Source organism: Weissella paramesenteroides, from assembly GCF_036327715.1.
In the GTDB taxonomy this organism is placed as follows: Bacteria; Bacillota; Bacilli; order Lactobacillales; family Lactobacillaceae; genus Weissella; species Weissella paramesenteroides.
Genome location: NZ_CP130559.1, coordinates 1,090,369 through 1,106,314, shown reverse-complemented (window position 1 = coordinate 1,106,314; position 15,946 = coordinate 1,090,369). Strand labels below are relative to the sequence as shown.

General features: G+C 37.0%; 18 protein-coding genes. 16 read left to right on the top strand and 2 right to left on the bottom strand.

The genetic code is table 11. The features are described 5' to 3' along the window. Window positions 1-13 precede the first annotated feature (13 nt). From QRX23_RS05390 to QRX23_RS05370, 5 genes are all read left to right on the top strand, one after another. On the top strand, window positions 14-184 hold the full coding sequence (locus QRX23_RS05390) for a hypothetical protein (RefSeq protein ID WP_330154949.1): 171 nt from the start codon (window positions 14-16) through the stop codon (window positions 182-184). Between the two features lie 246 nt (window positions 185-430). Then, window positions 431-1,774, top strand: a complete 1,344-nt coding sequence (locus QRX23_RS05385; RefSeq protein ID WP_330154948.1) for an FAD-dependent oxidoreductase — start codon at window positions 431-433, stop codon at window positions 1,772-1,774. 310 nt (window positions 1,775-2,084) lie between these two features. Then, a complete protein-coding gene (locus QRX23_RS05380; protein ID WP_330154947.1) occupies window positions 2,085-2,993 on the top strand; it encodes a MetQ/NlpA family ABC transporter substrate-binding protein in 909 nt (302 codons plus the stop codon). A gap of 12 nt (window positions 2,994-3,005) precedes the next feature. Further along, window positions 3,006-3,536, top strand: coding sequence for a peptide-methionine (S)-S-oxide reductase MsrA (gene msrA, locus QRX23_RS05375; protein ID WP_330154946.1), 531 nt, complete (start codon window positions 3,006-3,008; stop codon window positions 3,534-3,536). Window positions 3,537-3,609: 73 nt separating this feature from the next. Continuing rightward, window positions 3,610-4,551, top strand: coding sequence for a diacylglycerol/lipid kinase family protein (locus tag QRX23_RS05370; protein WP_330154945.1), 942 nt, complete (start codon window positions 3,610-3,612; stop codon window positions 4,549-4,551). Window positions 4,552-4,614: 63 nt separating this feature from the next. Here QRX23_RS05370 and rnjA read toward each other — a convergent pair whose 3' ends face one another. Both rnjA and QRX23_RS05360 read right to left on the bottom strand, forming a co-directional pair. Further along, window positions 4,615-6,294 (bottom strand): ribonuclease J1, encoded by a 1,680-nt coding sequence (gene rnjA, locus QRX23_RS05365; RefSeq protein WP_330154944.1) that lies wholly within the window; start codon window positions 6,292-6,294, stop codon window positions 4,615-4,617. Between the two features lie 3 nt (window positions 6,295-6,297). Continuing rightward, window positions 6,298-6,510 carry a DNA-directed RNA polymerase subunit epsilon gene (locus tag QRX23_RS05360; protein WP_002827023.1) on the bottom strand — a complete coding sequence of 71 codons (213 nt, stop codon included), beginning with the start codon at window positions 6,508-6,510 and terminating at the stop codon, window positions 6,298-6,300. A gap of 264 nt (window positions 6,511-6,774) precedes the next feature. On the opposite strand from QRX23_RS05360, the gene QRX23_RS05355 reads away from it, so the two are divergent. From QRX23_RS05355 to QRX23_RS05305, 11 genes are all read left to right on the top strand, one after another. After that, on the top strand, window positions 6,775-7,257 hold the full coding sequence (locus tag QRX23_RS05355) for a hypothetical protein (protein WP_002827024.1): 483 nt from the start codon (window positions 6,775-6,777) through the stop codon (window positions 7,255-7,257). A gap of 45 nt (window positions 7,258-7,302) precedes the next feature. Then, window positions 7,303-7,890 (top strand): peptide deformylase, encoded by a 588-nt coding sequence (gene def, locus QRX23_RS05350; protein WP_002827026.1) that lies wholly within the window; start codon window positions 7,303-7,305, stop codon window positions 7,888-7,890. Beyond that, a complete protein-coding gene (locus QRX23_RS05345; RefSeq protein WP_330154943.1) occupies window positions 7,890-8,183 on the top strand; it encodes a UPF0223 family protein in 294 nt (97 codons plus the stop codon). The genes def and QRX23_RS05345 overlap by 1 nt, the downstream gene beginning before the upstream one ends. 5 nt (window positions 8,184-8,188) lie before the next feature. Then, window positions 8,189-8,974: an inositol monophosphatase family protein gene (locus tag QRX23_RS05340; protein ID WP_330154942.1), complete on the top strand. Its 786-nt coding sequence runs from the start codon at window positions 8,189-8,191 to the stop codon at window positions 8,972-8,974. 75 nt (window positions 8,975-9,049) lie between these two features. After that, window positions 9,050-10,894, top strand: coding sequence for a translational GTPase TypA (typA, locus tag QRX23_RS05335; RefSeq protein WP_002827030.1), 1,845 nt, complete (start codon window positions 9,050-9,052; stop codon window positions 10,892-10,894). A 161-nt stretch (window positions 10,895-11,055) separates the two neighbouring features. Then, window positions 11,056-12,267 carry an FtsW/RodA/SpoVE family cell cycle protein gene (locus QRX23_RS05330; RefSeq protein WP_330154941.1) on the top strand — a complete coding sequence of 404 codons (1,212 nt, stop codon included), beginning with the start codon at window positions 11,056-11,058 and terminating at the stop codon, window positions 12,265-12,267. Beyond that, window positions 12,268-12,579, top strand: a complete 312-nt coding sequence (locus QRX23_RS05325; RefSeq protein WP_002827032.1) for a YlbG family protein — start codon at window positions 12,268-12,270, stop codon at window positions 12,577-12,579. It begins immediately after the preceding gene. Further along, window positions 12,579-13,133: a 16S rRNA (guanine(966)-N(2))-methyltransferase RsmD gene (gene rsmD, locus QRX23_RS05320; RefSeq protein WP_330154940.1), complete on the top strand. Its 555-nt coding sequence runs from the start codon at window positions 12,579-12,581 to the stop codon at window positions 13,131-13,133. Before QRX23_RS05325 ends, rsmD begins: the two co-directional genes overlap by 1 nt. Window positions 13,134-13,136: 3 nt before the next feature. After that, window positions 13,137-13,613, top strand: coding sequence for a pantetheine-phosphate adenylyltransferase (gene coaD, locus QRX23_RS05315; protein WP_330154939.1), 477 nt, complete (start codon window positions 13,137-13,139; stop codon window positions 13,611-13,613). 1 nt (window position 13,614) lies between these two features. Beyond that, entirely contained in the window at window positions 13,615-14,673 is a 1,059-nt protein-coding gene (locus QRX23_RS05310; RefSeq protein ID WP_330154938.1) for a SepM family pheromone-processing serine protease, read from the top strand. Window positions 14,674-14,941: 268 nt separating this feature from the next. Further along, on the top strand, window positions 14,942-15,940 hold the full coding sequence (locus QRX23_RS05305; RefSeq protein ID WP_002827036.1) for a lipoate--protein ligase: 999 nt from the start codon (window positions 14,942-14,944) through the stop codon (window positions 15,938-15,940). The last annotated feature ends 6 nt before the right edge of the window (window positions 15,941-15,946 follow it).

Genomic DNA, 15,946 nt, shown 5'->3' with positions numbered 1-15,946 from the left:
GAAAATATATTATATGTTAACCGAACAGATTGAAGATGCCTGTATTTATTTTATGGTCCTTGTACTAGCGCTTGTTGTTAGTATGACTATTATGGCAGACAAGTCACTATTTGCCCAAATCATGATGACGCTAGGTTCAATTACTGGTGCAGTCATGTTAGTAAGGCAGTGGCGAAACAATTAATGAGGTTGTAACCATGATGATTAAAAGTCATCATGGTTTTTTTGTGTCTTAGATTTGAATATTTCTTGACTTTATTGTGAAATAAGATACAATATATTTGTGAAATAAATAACTTTTTAATTTATATTTTCACACATTTACCTATATATACTGTTTTTACAGTGATTTTATATTGTGAATAAAAAAACAAATAATAGTTTGACGATTAACAAATGTATTTTGAAAGGAATTTTTGGTGAAAGACTTATGAAAGTTGCAATTATTGGTAGCACTCATGCGGGAACATTTTCAGCAATTCAGGTGAAAAAACAACATCCAAATGCTGAGGTAACAGTGTTTGAACAATATTCAACAGTTTCATTTTTATCATGTGGCATTGCACTTTGGCTGGGGAATCATGTATCAGATGAACAACGGATGTTCTATGAAACACCAACTTCGATGACGGCACAAGGCATAGAAATGAAAATGCAGCATGAAGTGGTAGCTGTTAATTTAGCTAAAAAGAATATACAGGCTAAAAATCTATTAACTGGAGAATTGCTGTCAGAAACATTTGATAAGATTGTCATTACAACTGGCTCAAAGCCGTTGAAGCCCAATATTAGCGGGATTGATAGCGACCGTATCTACATGGTTAAATCATGGGAAGATGCAAAGGCTATTAAGGCCATTGCTAATGATGTAAAACGTGTAATTGTTATTGGCGCTGGATATATTGGTGCTGAAATTGCAGAACAATTTTCAGTAACGAACAAGCAGGTTACATTAATTGATGGTTGTGATCATGTTTTACCCAAAAATTTTAGTCCCGTTATTTCAGAGCGTTTAGAAAAATCATTTAAAGAACACAAAGTTGAACTTGCGCTAAATCAGATGGTTTCATCATTTGATGAATTACCTAATGAAGGTATTCGAGTCAATACAGATAAGGGAAGCTATGAGGCGGATATTGCAGTCTTAGGTATTGGTTTTTTGCCAAATACGCAGCTTTTTAATGGTCAAGTTGATATGTTAAAGAATGGTGCAATCATTACTAATGAGTATATGGAGACTAGTGTACCGGATGTATATGCTGCTGGCGATGCAACTACTGTATACTATAATCCAACACAGTCTTATGATTATTTGCCACTTGCAACAAACGCAATTCGACAGGGAATGTTGGTTGGCCAAAATATAAATGGTCATCAATTAGCATATACAGGTACACAGGGTACTTCAGCTGTTGAATTATATGGCTTTGCCTTGTCGGCAACTGGCATGACTAAGGCAACAGCTGAACACCATGGTTTGGAAGTTGAGGAAACAATCCATGAAGAAAACTATCGACCTGATTTTATGTTGTCAACAACGCCAGTACTATCAACTTTAACTTGGGAAAAACAAACTCATCGAATTGTGGGTGCAGCATTTATATCAAAACATGATATTTCGCAAGCAGCAAATGTTGTATCTTTGGCAATTCAAAATAATATGACGATTGATGATTTAGCAATGGCTGATTTATTTTTTCAACCTAATTTTACTCAGCCCGTCAATTTTGTTGGTGCAACGGCTTTAAAGGCGATTGATGAAATGAAAAATTAAATTGATGTTTATAAAACTGTTGACTAAAAAATTAGAATCGTCTAATATATTTGACGTACACAAAATATTTTTGAAACAAATTGATCAGGAAAGTACATCATCGTCCGATGTTTAGAGAGCTGCAATTGGCTGAAATGCAGTCTGAGGGAGATAATGGAAAATGGCCTGTGATTGGGTTTTATAAATGGCAAGTCCATGAGTAAGACACGGGTTGGTCTTCGTTATTAGACACACGTATAGGCATTGCATCATATCGCACCCTGCTTGCACGTTCGGAGTTTTTATTGAGCAATCATTAGAAAAAAATAGAATGGTAACACGATTTGTCGTTTCTAGGTATATCCTGGAAACGACTTTTTTTATGGAGGAAGATATGTATATTGGTAAAGTACGTACTGTATCAGCAATAGTTGGCGCACTAGGCGTTTCTATTTTGATGATAAACACGGCTAGTCAATCAGTTTCTGCAAATAGTCAAGAGAAGACAGTAACTGTTGGTCTTGTGGGCGATTCTGACAGACAACTTTGGGAATATGTAAAAAAGAATGCAGCAAAAAAATATCATATTAATGTAAAGCTAAAGGTATTTACTGATTATGTAAAACCAAATCAGGCTCTAGTTGATAAGTCAATTGATTTAAATGCGATGCAAACAATTAATTATTTCAAAGAACAGAATAAACATTTAGGTAATAAATTGGTGCCAATTGGTAAAACTTATGTTACACCGATAAGAATTTATTCTGAAAAATATAAGAGTTTGGCTGATTTACCGAAAAATGCAACAATTGTGGTCCCAAATGATGGTTCCAACGAGAAAAGAGCATTAGACGTATTAGAAGCAGCAAAACTAATAAAATATGATCATTCTAAAAAAATACCAGGTGTTGAGGATATTACCACCAATAAAAAGCACTTTAAGATTAAAGAAGTTAATTCTGAACAAACAGCATCAGCATTGAAAGGTGTTGATGCTGGCGTGGTTAACACAAATTATGCACTGGATGCAAAACTCGATATTAACAAAGCGCTCTACACAGAACCAATTAATAAAGCGAATAAGGGTTACATCAATATAATTGTTTCCCGTAAGGATAATCAGCACAAAAAAATATATCGTGAAGTCGTTAAAGCCTATCAAACGGACAAAACAAAAGCTCACATGAAGGATCTATATGGTTCTGCTGAAAAGGCAGCTTGGGATATTAAACTAAAATAAGGAGAAAAGATAATGGCAGAAGAGACAGCAATTTTTGCAGGTGGATGTTTTTGGTGTATGGTTGAACCCTTTGAAACGCTGCCAGGTATTTTAAAGGTTCGTTCAGGATATACTGGTGGTTTTTTGGAGAATCCAACTTATGAGCAGGTGAAGGCTCATGAAACGGGGCACACTGAAGCGGTAAAAGTTTGGTTTGATAACAACGTTGTTACATACCAGGATCTTGTTGAACTATATTGGCAAACAGCTGATCCCACAGATGCTATGGGGCAGTTTCAAGATCGTGGTGATAATTATCGACCAGTAATTTTTGTGAATTCTGATGAACAAGAGGAGATTGCTAATAAGTCTAAAGCATTATTGGCAGCATCTGGTATATTTGGTGATGATGCAATTGTGACACAAATTGAAAAAGCTGACATTTTTTGGGATGCTGAGGATGAACATCAACAATTTTATAAGAAGCATGCAGATATTTATGCTGATGAGAAGCAAGAACGTGATGCGTACAAGACAAAATTTTGGGGTACTCACACGAAATAATGAGTTAATAGGCAAACATTGCAGAATTCGTTATACTAGTAGTTAGCGATTTTACGAAGGAGTAGCTATCGACATGGTATATCGTTTTTTTGTTAATCCAACTGCAGGTAATGGCATTGCTGAGAAGAAATGGCGAAATTTACAAATTTATTTAGATGAGCAGGTAATCGCTTATAGTGTGTTTTTTTCTAAAACATCAGGGGCTATTGAAGAACAAATGGGTCAGTTGAATCAAGATCAATCACAGTTTGTGATTATTGGTGGGGATGGGACGCTGCATGAAGCCATTAATGGTTTGATGAAAAATAGAGCACAAGGGATACAAAGAACACTTGCATATATTTCAGCAGGTTCGGGTAATGATTTTGCTAGGAGCCATCATTTAGCAGGCGATCCTATTACCGCATTTAAACGTATTCATCAGCAAATAAATAATCAAGATGTGACTTTATTAGATGTTGGTGAATACATCAATGAGTCCACTGGCACGGTTCGTTATTTTGTAAATAACATTGGTATTGGAATTGATGCAACTACAGTGGCTTTTGCAAACCAATCAAAAATCAAGCGTTGGTTGAATAAATATCATTTAGGTGGCCTGAGTTATTTTTTAGCGATTTTTCAGAGCCTTACTAAGCAAGATGCTTTTGATGTTGTATTTACTCTAAAAGATCAGCAGAAAAACTTTCATACGGAGAAAGCTTTTTTGATAACTGTATCTAATCAGCCATACTTCGGTGGGGGAATCAAGATACTGCCCGATGCGAGTTCAGTGGATGGCTTGTTTGATATTATTTTAGTTGATCGGCCAAAAAATTTAGGCCGTTTAATTTGGTTGATTGGTGCCTTACTACGAGGGAATCACTATCAATATTCTGAGGTGCATCATTTTAAATCTTCACAGATTGGTCTACAATCTGAAAATGATGAGTATAGTCATCTGGATGGTGAAGTTGTACCTGCTAGAAAAAATAGTTTGCGTTTAACTTCGAAGAAATATCCGTTTTATATATGAAATAAGGCCTCGCCTAACTTTTGACTATGACAGTCAGTGTTAGGTGAGGCCTTATTTTATTTTTTAAATCATGATAAACATCGGTAAGATTAGTGGCCGACGCTTCGTTTGTTCAAATAGGAATCGCTGTAATTGTGAGACAACGGCATTTCGAATAATATGTTCGTTAGCAGTTGGCTCATGCATTGCAGAGAGGATAGCGTGGAAGATAACCTTACGCCCCTCATTTATTAAATCTTCAGATTCACGCATATAGATGAATCCACGTGATAAGATATCCGGTCCGGCAGTAATTTCTTTATTCTTTAAATCAATTGTTGCAACGACGACAACTAAGCCATCTTCAGATAACATCTGTCGGTCACGTAATACAGCTGTACCAACATCACCAATACCATTACCATCAACGTAAGTATCTTGGGCTGGAATATGTCCAGCAATTCTAGCTTCATCTGGAGAGACTGCGAGAACATCACCATTGTCTAAAACAAAAGTATTCTCTTCAGGGACACCAATATCATGGCCAAGTCCTTCATGAACTTTTAACATTCTGTACTCACCGTGGATGGGCATAAAGAATTTTGGCTTCATAAGTGAAAGCATTAACTTTTGCTCTTCTTGACCCCCGTGACCAGAAGCGTGGATGTTATTAATTTTGCCATGAATAACATTCGCACCGGCTTCTTCTAGTTCGTTGATAACACGGTTAACAGATTGTGTATTACCAGGAATTGGAGAACTAGAAAAGATGACGGTGTCATTTGGTTGGATAGAGATCTGTCGATGCGTACCATTAGCGATACGTGCTAGAGCAGCCATTGGCTCACCTTGAGAACCAGTAGACATAATGAGTACTTCTTCTGGTGGTAAGCGATTGATTTCATGGGCATCTACTAGCATGTCTTCTGGAATATCCAGGTAGCCAAGAGCTAGACCATTGGTTACAGCACTCTCCATTGAACGACCAAAAATAGCAATTTTACGACCGTGTTCAATAGCAGCTTTTGTTGCCATTTGAATTCTTGACATATTTGATGCAAAAGTTGCAAAGATAATTCGACCATCAATTTCATTAAACAATTTGTCAATTGTTTTACCAACCCAACGTTCAGATTTTGAGAATTCTGGACGTTCGGCGTTGGTTGAGTCAGACATCAATAATAAGACACCTTCTGAACCAATACGTGCCATTTTCTGTAAATTAGGCGGCTGTTTTGTTGTTGGTGTCAGGTCAAATTTAAAATCACCCGTTTCAACAATGGTTCCAGAAGGAGTATGAACAGCTACACCAAATGTATCAGGAATTGAGTGGGTTGTGCGGAAAAATTCAACACTCATTTTGTCGAATTTTAGGACAGTATCTTCATTAATCTCATGAAGTTCCGTACTATTTAAAAGACCATGCTCATCTAATTTGTTTTTGATAAGGGCGATTGCTAGTGGTCCAGCATATACGGGTACATTGACAGCATTCAAGAAGAAATGAATGGCACCAATGTGATCTTCGTGCCCATGAGTGATAACGAGTGCTTTGATTTTATCTTTGTTTTCTTTTAGATAGGTATAATCAGGGATAACGTAATCAATTCCTAGGAGATCGTCCTCTGGAAATTTGACACCAGCATCGACGACGATGATTTCATCGCCATATTCAATACCATACGTGTTTTTCCCGATTTCACCTAATCCACCCAAAGCATAAACCGCTGTTTCATCGGGCCGAATAGTTAAATCAGTTGTCATATATTAAAACTCCGTCAACTTAAAGTCTGGACCTTGTTGCTCGTAGGCAAGGGCCTTTTCTGATAATTGTTCGATATGCTCGACGTTATAGTCAGTATTTGATTCAACAGCTAAACGAGCAGCTGGTAAATCTTGTGCATCTAAATATAGAGAATGTGTGTTTTCACGTTCAGGACTTTGAAAATTATTTGGTTGATAGTAAACTTTAAAAATCATAGTAATAAAGTATCTCCTTATTTTTTATTCCGATTATTCGTATACAGTTAGTTTAGCAGAAAAAGGCATTGTCTGCTACTAAGGCAAAATTTCCTATTTACAAAAATATACATAAGATACATAATCCGTACGTTTTAAATCAGTTTCTTTAAATACTGAGTTACAGATACTTAATAAATCGTTTTTTACTTTGAATTCAGGTACACTAAATATAGTAATGATTAATAATTAAAATAATACATAATTTTTTGAGAGGAGCCTATAATGTGGATTCTATGGATGCTGGTAGTTATAATAAGTATTATTATCGCAGTCACAATTTATCGACGCTATGGTCGCCGACTAACAGAACGACAAATTATTGCATCTCAGCAAGTAGTGAACAAAGGTTTAACGTATGCATTGAGTGATTTGGGTGATGCACTGTATTTAGTTCCTGAACGACGTATTTCTTCTACTTTGGTCGCAAACATTTGGGGGCATGAAGTGATGGCTTTTGAATTTGTGTTACCTGTATCGGATATGCAGGAAGTTGTCGTGGTGAGGCAGGCAGTTAATAATGCACTAAAAGAATATGCAGAAAAAAATAATTTAAAGAGTGCATCTGAGACAGACATGGCTTTATTGGTAACAGATGTTTGGTATGATACACGAGTTTCAGAATTACATATTGATATTGCGCATATTGTTAATCAGGAAACTGCTGCGTATATAAGAGATTTAAGGAAATTAAATCAACCCGTTTAGAATTTGGTATACTAAAATTAACTTAAAAAATAGGAGATTCTGAAGATGTATTTGATGAATGAAATTGTACGTGATGGTGATAAGGTTTTGCGTGAGCGTGCTGCTAAGGTTGAATTTCCTTTGTCTGATGAAGTGAAAGAAGCTTCAAAGAATATGATGGAGTATCTTGTGGTCAGCCAGGATGAAAAAGAAAATGAAAAATATGGATTACGCCCAGGCGTTGGCTTGGCAGCTCCACAAGTAGGTATTTCACAACAGTTTACGTCAATCTTAATTCCATCAGATGACGTAGAAGAATTACAAGATAAAAAAACAACGGATAGTGATTACTTCTTCAAAGGGACAATTTATAATCCAGTAATTACTCGCCAATCTGTTAAAAAGGGTGCCTTATCAATGGGTGAAGGTTGTTTATCAGTTGATAATGATTTGCCTGGGTATGTTGCACGTTCATATCGAATCACTGTAAAGTTCCAAGATGAGAATGGAGATAAACAAGAATTACGTTTGGAAGGGTACCCAGCAATTGTCTTTCAACATGAAATCGATCATTTACATGGTACGTTATATTATGATCACATTAATAAAACTGAACCATGGGCAGAGACAGAAAATACGCGTTACTTAGGGTGATGAATATGTCAAATTCTGATAAAAATTTCACCTATCCAATTTTACCTGGCTGGGATAAAGAAGACATTATTACAGCAAGTAATCTGTATTCAGCAGTGGCCAATGCTTATGAAGTTGGAATTGAACGGGATACACTTCTAAATGCGTATAATGCATTTAAGCTAGTTGTTCCTAGTAAAAGTGAAGAAAAACAAATTGGACGTGAATTTGAAAGAACCTCTGGCTACAGTATCTACCAGACTATAAAATTAGCTCATCAGACAACTAGTCATCGTCTCAAAATGGAGGACTAGCCTTTATGGATCAGACACAACTACAAAAGATGGATGAAACGGTGCTGGATTGGCTAGATGATATTAGTCACCTTGTCATGAAACGAGTTCAGCAAAGAATGCAGATTGAGACAAAATCAAGTCATCGTGATTTAGTAACCAATGTTGATCGAGAAGTCGAACAGTACTATGTACAGCATATACGGACGTTTGATCCTGAAGCTCAAATTTTAGGTGAAGAAGGTTTTGGGGATGCTGTAAAGTCAACAGAAGGTCGTATTTGGTATGTTGATCCAATCGATGGCACAATGAATTTTGTAAAGCAACAAGATGAGTTTGCGACAATGGTCGCCGTTTATGAAGATGGTGAGCCGGTGATGGCATGGATCATGGACATTACCAAACACGATGTGGTCCACGGAGGTCCTGATTTTGGTGTCTTTCATAATGATGAACCGCTTCATGCGCCAACAGATACTGCACTAAAAGATGGATTGATTATTTTATCAGGTGCACGGTTGTTATATGAAGAAAAGGGATTTACAGAGCTAGCAAAATCAGCACTTGGTTATCGTGTGTATGGATCAGCAGGAATTTCGTATTTACATGTATTGACAGGGAAAACGGTTGCATATCTTAGCCGTATGCGTCCGTGGGACTTTGCTGCTGGTGTTGCACTTGCAAAATCTTTGGGTTTGAAGGTTGGAACGATTGACGAACACCCTTTGAATATGTTAGTATCAGGTTCAGTACTTGTGGCAACAGAGAAAACATTTGATGATATCAAGTTAATTCAAAAGGAATGGACTTAGATTTATTAGGTTTGTTTTTCGATTGTTACACCGATTACAGAAAAAAGTGACGTATGCGTCAAGGAGAATAGGATTTTGGCAAAACGCGAAAATATCCGCAATATTGCAATTATTGCTCACGTCGATCACGGAAAGACAACGTTGGTTAATGAATTACTAAAGCAGTCTGATACGCTAGATTTGCGTACAGAATTAAGCGACCGTGCGATGGACACAAACGATCTTGAAAAGGAACGTGGTATCACAATCTTGTCAAAAAATACGGCTGTCAAGGTTGGAGATAAGCAAATTAACATCATGGATACGCCAGGACACGCGGATTTCGGTGGCGAAGTTGAGCGTATTATGGGTATGGTTGATGGAGTTTTGCTTGTAGTTGATGCCTTTGAAGGAACAATGCCACAAACTCGTTTTGTTTTGAAGAAAGCTTTCGAACAAAACTTGACACCAATTGTTGTTGTGAACAAGGTGGACCGTCCGGGTGCTCGCCCATCAGAAGTTGTTGACGAAGTCTTGGACTTGTTCATCGAACTTGGTGCTGATGAAGAACAATTGGACTTCCCGGTTGTTTATGCTTCAGCAATGAACGGAACATCTTCATATGATCCAGATGTTGAAACGCAAGAACACACAATGGCACCAATCTTTGAAACTGTCTTCAAGACAATTCCTGCTCCTCAGGATACTTCAGATCAACCATTACAGTTCCAAGTGTCACTTTTGGACTACAATGATTTCGTTGGTCGTATTGGAATTGGTCGTGTATTTAACGGAACAATCAAAGTTGGTGATTCAGTTGCCGTTATGAAGGTTGATGGATCAGTTCAAAACTTCCGTGTTACAAAGTTGTTTGGTTACATTGGTCTAGATCGTATTGAAATTGATGAAGCACAAGCTGGTGATTTGATTGCTATTTCAGGAATGGATGAGATTTCCGTTGGTGAAACTGTTGTTGATCCTGCTCACCCTGAAGCTTTGCCATTACTTCACATTGACGAGCCAACATTACAAATGACTTTCCGTACAAATGATTCACCATTTGCCGGAAGAGAAGGTAAGTTTGTGACTGCCCGTCAAATTGAAGATCGTTTGAACCGTGAATTACACACTGACGTTTCATTGCGTGTTGAAGACACTGATGAAGCTGGTGCATGGTTGGTTTCAGGCCGTGGTGAGTTACACCTTTCAATTTTGATCGAAACTTTGCGTCGTGAAGGCTTTGAGCTTCAAGTATCACGTCCACAAGTTATTATCAAAGATGTTGATGGTGTTCAATCAGAACCATTTGAAGCAGTTCAAGTTGATACACCTGATGAATATTCTGGTGCAGTTATCGACTCATTGAACCAACGTAAGGGTGAAATGCGTAACATGGAGCCAACTGGTACAGGAACAACTCGTATGGAGTTCCTTGTTCCATCACGTGGTTTGATTGGATATTCAACTGAATTCATGTCATTGACTCGTGGATATGGTATTTACAACCACACATTTGAGACATATGCACCAGTTGTTAAAAACTGGAACCCTGGTCGCCGTAATGGAACGTTGGTTTCAATCAACCAAGGTCAGGCAACAACTTATGCAATCATGGGTGTGGAAGATCGTGGAACGATGTTCATTCACCCAGGTGATGATATCTATGAAGGTATGGTTGTTGGTATGAACAGCCGTGACAACGATATCTCTGTTAACGTTACTAAGGCTAAGAATCAAACTAACGTCCGTTCATCTAATAAGGATCAAACGGCCTCAATCAAGACACCACGTGATATGACTCTTGAAGAGTCATTGGAGTTCTTGGATGATGATGAGTACGCTGAGGTAACACCAGAAAATGTTCGTATCCGTAAGCAAATTTTGGTTACAAACGAACGTGAAAAGGCGGCAAAGCGTCGTAAGATGTCACAACAAGGTTAGTTAAAATAGTATTAAAGAAGCGGTTGTTACCTAGTGATAGGAAGCAACCGCTTTTTAATGAATTTTTTGATAGAAATGAGTTATCTATTTGAAGAATAAAGGTTGGGCGTTATCAGATGTGATAAAATAGAAAAAGCTATTTATAAAAGGAGCTCATTGATATGGAAGTAAAAATGACTCATCAACATAGTGATGAGAAAAGACATCTGAGCTTAATGGGACGAATAAAAAATAAGTTTCGTTATTTAGATTTATGGTTGTTAATTCCAATTATCGCAATAATGATTTTTGGTGACGCAATGGTTTATACATCAAGTACTAACATGGCCATTGGATCTGCCAGTAGCTTTCTAATTAAACAAGCTGTATTTGGTTTCATGAGTTTAATAATAATGCTCTTTATTTTTACGCTAAAAATAAATTGGCAGTCAAAATTTATTATTAGAACGATTTTAGGAATCAATATTATTTTATTGATAAGTTTGGCTTATGCTTTGCTGTTTGGACAAGTTACTTCAGGGGCAAAAGGTTGGATATATATCGGTTCTTTTGGAATCCAACCTGTTGAGTATTTTAAAATTAGTATGATTTTGTATATTGCTCATCGTTTCTCCAGAAAGAAACCAGATAAAAATGGTTGGTTTCCCAAGATTAAAATGCAGGATCTGTTTATTCCTTTTTTGGGAATGACGATGGTTTTTTTGATGCCAGATTTTGGTGGAATTGTTATTCTGCTGCTAATATTTCTAATCGTTTTAATGATGGCTGGTGTTAGAATGCGTAGTCTTTTAGTGTTAATGGCAGGTGTGCTCGCAATTTATATTGCCATTCCATTTTCGTTGCCATTGCTTGAGAAGTTACCTTTTTTTCATTATCAAATTGCTAGATTTGAAGCCTACGTTAATCCATGGGTCGCTGGCGATTCTGGACATCAACTAATTAACTCATATTATGCGATTAGTAATGGTGGTTTGTTTGGTCGTGGCTTGGGTAATAGTATCCAAAAAACGGGCTATTTACCAGAGCCAAATACTGATTTTATTATGGCTATTGTTGGTGAAGAACTCGGAGCTATAACAATTTGTATTGTCTTAATCGTTTTTGCGGTTATCATTTGTCGATTAATAATTATGGGGATCCGTGCCCATCGTATGCAACAAAGATTAGTACTCTATGGTATTGCAACGTATGTTGTGGTCCAAATTCTAATTAACTTAGGTGGTGTGGTTGGTATTTTACCAATTACTGGGGTTACTTTCCCAATGGTTTCTTACGGTGGTTCCTCTTTGCTTTCTTGGGGAATAACGTTTGGTGTTGCACTAAATATTATTGGTCAAATAAAATACGAAACGGAATTGGAAGAGGTAGATTAAATGACATTTGTTGTAAAGCCAAGGCGCAGTGTGATTGTCTATTTAAAAAATGTTCGACAAGCTCGTCAATTGCGTCGTTTTGGTGTTGTTAACTATATATCTGAGAAAATGAAATACGCTGTGATTTACATGGATGAGCAAGATATTGAAACAAAAACAAAATTGATTGAAAGATTGGGTTTTGTTTCCTCTGTTAGTTTGTCGCATTGGCCAGAGGTTGATACAACTGTTGGTGGTGATGGTGAGTCATTTGAATTAATGATTGATCCTGATGAATTATCAGATGAACCTGTTGATGAAGAGGAATTGTGATGCGAATAATAAGTGGTGATTTTGGAGGTCGGCCTTTAAAGGCTGTTCCAGGTAATGCAACCAGACCAACAACCGATAAAGTAAAAGAGGCATTATTCAGCATGATTGGCCCTTATTTTGAAGGCGGCAGGTCATTGGATTTATATGCTGGTTCGGGTGGATTGAGTATTGAAGGTGTTTCGAGAGGTATTGACGAAGCAGTCTTAGTAGATCGACAATACGCTGCAATCAAAACCATTAAAGAAAACATTGCAGTTACGAAACAGCCAGAAAGATTTCATGTTATAAAAAGTACGGCTGAAGCTGCTATTCATCGCTTACAAGGCAGTTTGCCATTTGATATCTTGTATTTTGATCCACCATACGCTAAACAAACAATTATTAAGGATCTGGAAGCACTGGTTGTTGCAAATCTTGTTGCACCTCAGGCTTTAGTAGTAGCTGAAACTGATCAGTTTGCTGATTTACCAGAAACTGTACCTGGATTTGAGTTAATTAAGCAAAAGGATTACGGTATTACTGTCATTACTTTATATCGTTACACCGGGAGGTAAAATATGGTAAAAGCATTGTTTCCAGGTAGTTTTGATCCATTTACAAATGGGCATTTAGATGTTGTACAGCGTGCTGCAAATCTTTTTGATGAGATTGTTATTGGTGTTGGTACTAATTTGAGCAAACAGTATCTTTTCCAATCTACCGAAAAAATTGCCATGATTGAAAAAGTGACCGAACAACTATCAAATGTCACAGTTCTTGAAATGTCAGGATTAACCGTTGAATTTATGAAACAAATCAACGCTGATTTGTTAGTCCGTGGCTTAAGAAATGAAAAAGACTATCTATACGAGCGTGATATCGCACAGATGAATCATGAGTTAGGTGATGTTGAGACGGTATTCCTTTTAGCTAAACCTGATCATCAATTCCTATCAAGCTCGTTACTAAAAGAGGTAGCTAGTACCGGTACAGATATTTCAAAATATGTACCTAACATTATAGAAAAAGCTTTATATGAAAAGTTAGGTAAATGATATGGAAATAAAAAAAGTAAATAAAAAACATAAGCGTTTAAAAATAATTGGACTAGTTGGTCTTGTGTTAGTTTTAATCGGACTAATTAGTCCTTTACCACTCTATGCAGAAACGCCTGGAGAGGCCGATAATCTGAAATCATATATCAAGGTAGATGGCAAAAAGCCAAAAGTTGATGGGCAATACATGATTACTGCTGTTTATTTGTCTAGAGTGAATGGACTGGGTGCAATTATTGCAGCGTTGAACCCAACGACAACCTTGATGACAAGTCGTGAGGCCAATGGTGGATCAAGTGAATCAGATAGCCAAGCTATCAACAAAATATACATGGATTCTGCCGTAAATGAGGCAAAGGCTGTTGCATACAAGGCGGCAAAGGTTCCATATCAGCGAACTTTCAATGGTATTTATGTGATGTCTATTCAGGAAAACTCGACCTTCAAAAAGAAACTGCATGTTGGAGATACAGTGACTGCTGTTGATAACAAGCAGTTTAGTTCTGCAAAAGGTTTTCAAAAATATATTCGATCACATAAAGTCGGCACATCAATGACAATTACTTATAAACAGAATAACAAATCAAAAACTGCTATTGGAAAATCAGTTGCTTTAGCTGGTACGAAGAAACTTCCAGGAATTGGTATTGCTTTGACAGATTCTGTTGATGTGACTTCACCTCGTAAAATTACGGCTAATATGGGGGGCATTAGTGGTCCATCTGGTGGGTTGATGTTTGCATTGGAAATGTATGATAGTTTGTCTTCAGAAAACTTGGCTAATGGTCGTAAAATAGCTGGTACTGGTACTATTGATAAAGATGGACGCGTGGGCGAAATTGGTGGTATCGACAAGAAAGTCATTGTTGCTCATGAAGCTGGTGCAAAAATATTTTTCGCACCATATATTAAACCAACTAAGCAAAATTTGAAATACGAATCAGACGGTAAAACGAACTACCAAGAGGCGGTCAAAACTGCTAAAAAATATGCACCAAACATGAAAATAGTTCCTGTTAAAACTTTTTCAGATGCTGTAACATACTTACGCAATTCCTAAAATAAAAGTAGTTGCATATATGGTACACATTAAATACAAAAATAGGTAAAAAAATGTCGCTACTCTAACACATCTGTATGTGTTAATAGTGGCTTTTTTATTTCAAAAAAATATTTATTGTTTGTTTATAACATAAATAAAAATGCTATATATATAAAATATAGCGCTTTTTCAAATTTAAAATTCTTGTTTTGTATGATACATAAATAGTGCTATAATAAAACTTGTAGAAAGATGTAAGCGCTTTCTTGGAGGGGGAATATATGTAGTGAGGTACATTAATTATTTAGGCACAGATGCCTACCAGAATATTGCTATGGATAGCTGGTTGTTATACAACCTTAAGCCAAAAGAACCAGTATTTACTTTATGGCAGAATAAGAAAGCTGTCATTGTAGGACAAAATCAAAATACTTTTGGAGAAATCAATCAAGAGTATGTTGATAAAGAAGGTGTACAGGTTGTTCGCCGAATGTCTGGTGGTGGCGCAGTTTACCACGATTTGGGGAATATTTGTTTTACTTTCTTCGTGCCAGTTGAGAGTAGTAGTCAGGTCAATTTTAAGCAATTTGTTGAACCAATGTATGACGCACTACACGCAATTGGCATTGATGCCAAAATTACTGGTCGAAATGACTTAGAAGTTGATGGAAAGAAGGTCTCAGGTAATGCACAACGTTACGTCGGTGGCTACCTAATGCATCACGGTACGTTGATGTGGGACACCGATGTTGAGGCAATGGTTCGTTCTTTAAATGTTGCTGATGAAAAGTTTATTTCAAAAGCAGCAAAATCCGTTCGTGCGCGAGTGGGTAATATTAAGAACTATGCACCTGAAGGCCAAACTTTAGAAGGCTTTATGGAAGCTTTACGTTACTATCTAACCAATGAGGGAAAAGATAGTGAGTTGGTACTGACTGATGATCAAATTGCCGACATTAAACGTTGGCGTGATGAACGGTTCTCAACTTGGGAATGGAATTATGGTAAGAGTCCTGAGTTTGATTTCATGAATCATGCCAAATATGATGGCGGTAGTATTGACGTTAAGGCGAATGTCAAGGAAGGTAAAATTCAAGATATTGATTTTACAGGGGATTTCTTAGGTGTTCGTGACTGGCGTGAGATTAAAGATAAGTTCATTGGTCAGGTATTCTCGCCTGAGGCAATCCTTAAAGTTTTGGAATCTAATTCAGATGGCCAATATTTTGGTGGTATTACCAATGATGAGTTAGCGGTATTGTTTACTGGAGACAGTGATAAGTAGAAAGGG

Bases quoted from the DNA above. Each gene is read 5' to 3' on its own strand.
- QRX23_RS05385 (WP_330154948.1), top strand. From the start codon at position 431: ATGAAAGTTGCAATTATTGGTAGCACTCATGCGGGAACATTTTCAGCA.
- QRX23_RS05390 (WP_330154949.1), top strand. From the start codon at position 14: ATGTTAACCGAACAGATTGAAGATGCCTGTATTTATTTTATGGTCCTT.
- QRX23_RS05370 (WP_330154945.1), top strand. From the start codon at position 3,610: ATGGTATATCGTTTTTTTGTTAATCCAACTGCAGGTAATGGCATTGCT.
- coaD (WP_330154939.1), top strand. From the start codon at position 13,137: ATGGTAAAAGCATTGTTTCCAGGTAGTTTTGATCCATTTACAAATGGG.
- QRX23_RS05345 (WP_330154943.1), top strand. From the start codon at position 7,890: ATGAATATGTCAAATTCTGATAAAAATTTCACCTATCCAATTTTACCT.
- QRX23_RS05360 (WP_002827023.1), bottom strand. From the start codon at position 6,510: ATGATTTTTAAAGTTTACTATCAACCAAATAATTTTCAAAGTCCTGAA.
- QRX23_RS05310 (WP_330154938.1), top strand. From the start codon at position 13,615: ATGGAAATAAAAAAAGTAAATAAAAAACATAAGCGTTTAAAAATAATT.
- QRX23_RS05325 (WP_002827032.1), top strand. From the start codon at position 12,268: ATGACATTTGTTGTAAAGCCAAGGCGCAGTGTGATTGTCTATTTAAAA.
- rsmD (WP_330154940.1), top strand. From the start codon at position 12,579: ATGCGAATAATAAGTGGTGATTTTGGAGGTCGGCCTTTAAAGGCTGTT.
- QRX23_RS05355 (WP_002827024.1), top strand. From the start codon at position 6,775: ATGTGGATTCTATGGATGCTGGTAGTTATAATAAGTATTATTATCGCA.
- QRX23_RS05340 (WP_330154942.1), top strand. From the start codon at position 8,189: ATGGATCAGACACAACTACAAAAGATGGATGAAACGGTGCTGGATTGG.
- rnjA (WP_330154944.1), bottom strand. From the start codon at position 6,294: ATGACAACTGATTTAACTATTCGGCCCGATGAAACAGCGGTTTATGCT.
- msrA (WP_330154946.1), top strand. From the start codon at position 3,006: ATGGCAGAAGAGACAGCAATTTTTGCAGGTGGATGTTTTTGGTGTATG.
- QRX23_RS05380 (WP_330154947.1), top strand. From the start codon at position 2,085: ATGGTAACACGATTTGTCGTTTCTAGGTATATCCTGGAAACGACTTTT.
- def (WP_002827026.1), top strand. From the start codon at position 7,303: ATGTATTTGATGAATGAAATTGTACGTGATGGTGATAAGGTTTTGCGT.
- QRX23_RS05330 (WP_330154941.1), top strand. From the start codon at position 11,056: ATGGAAGTAAAAATGACTCATCAACATAGTGATGAGAAAAGACATCTG.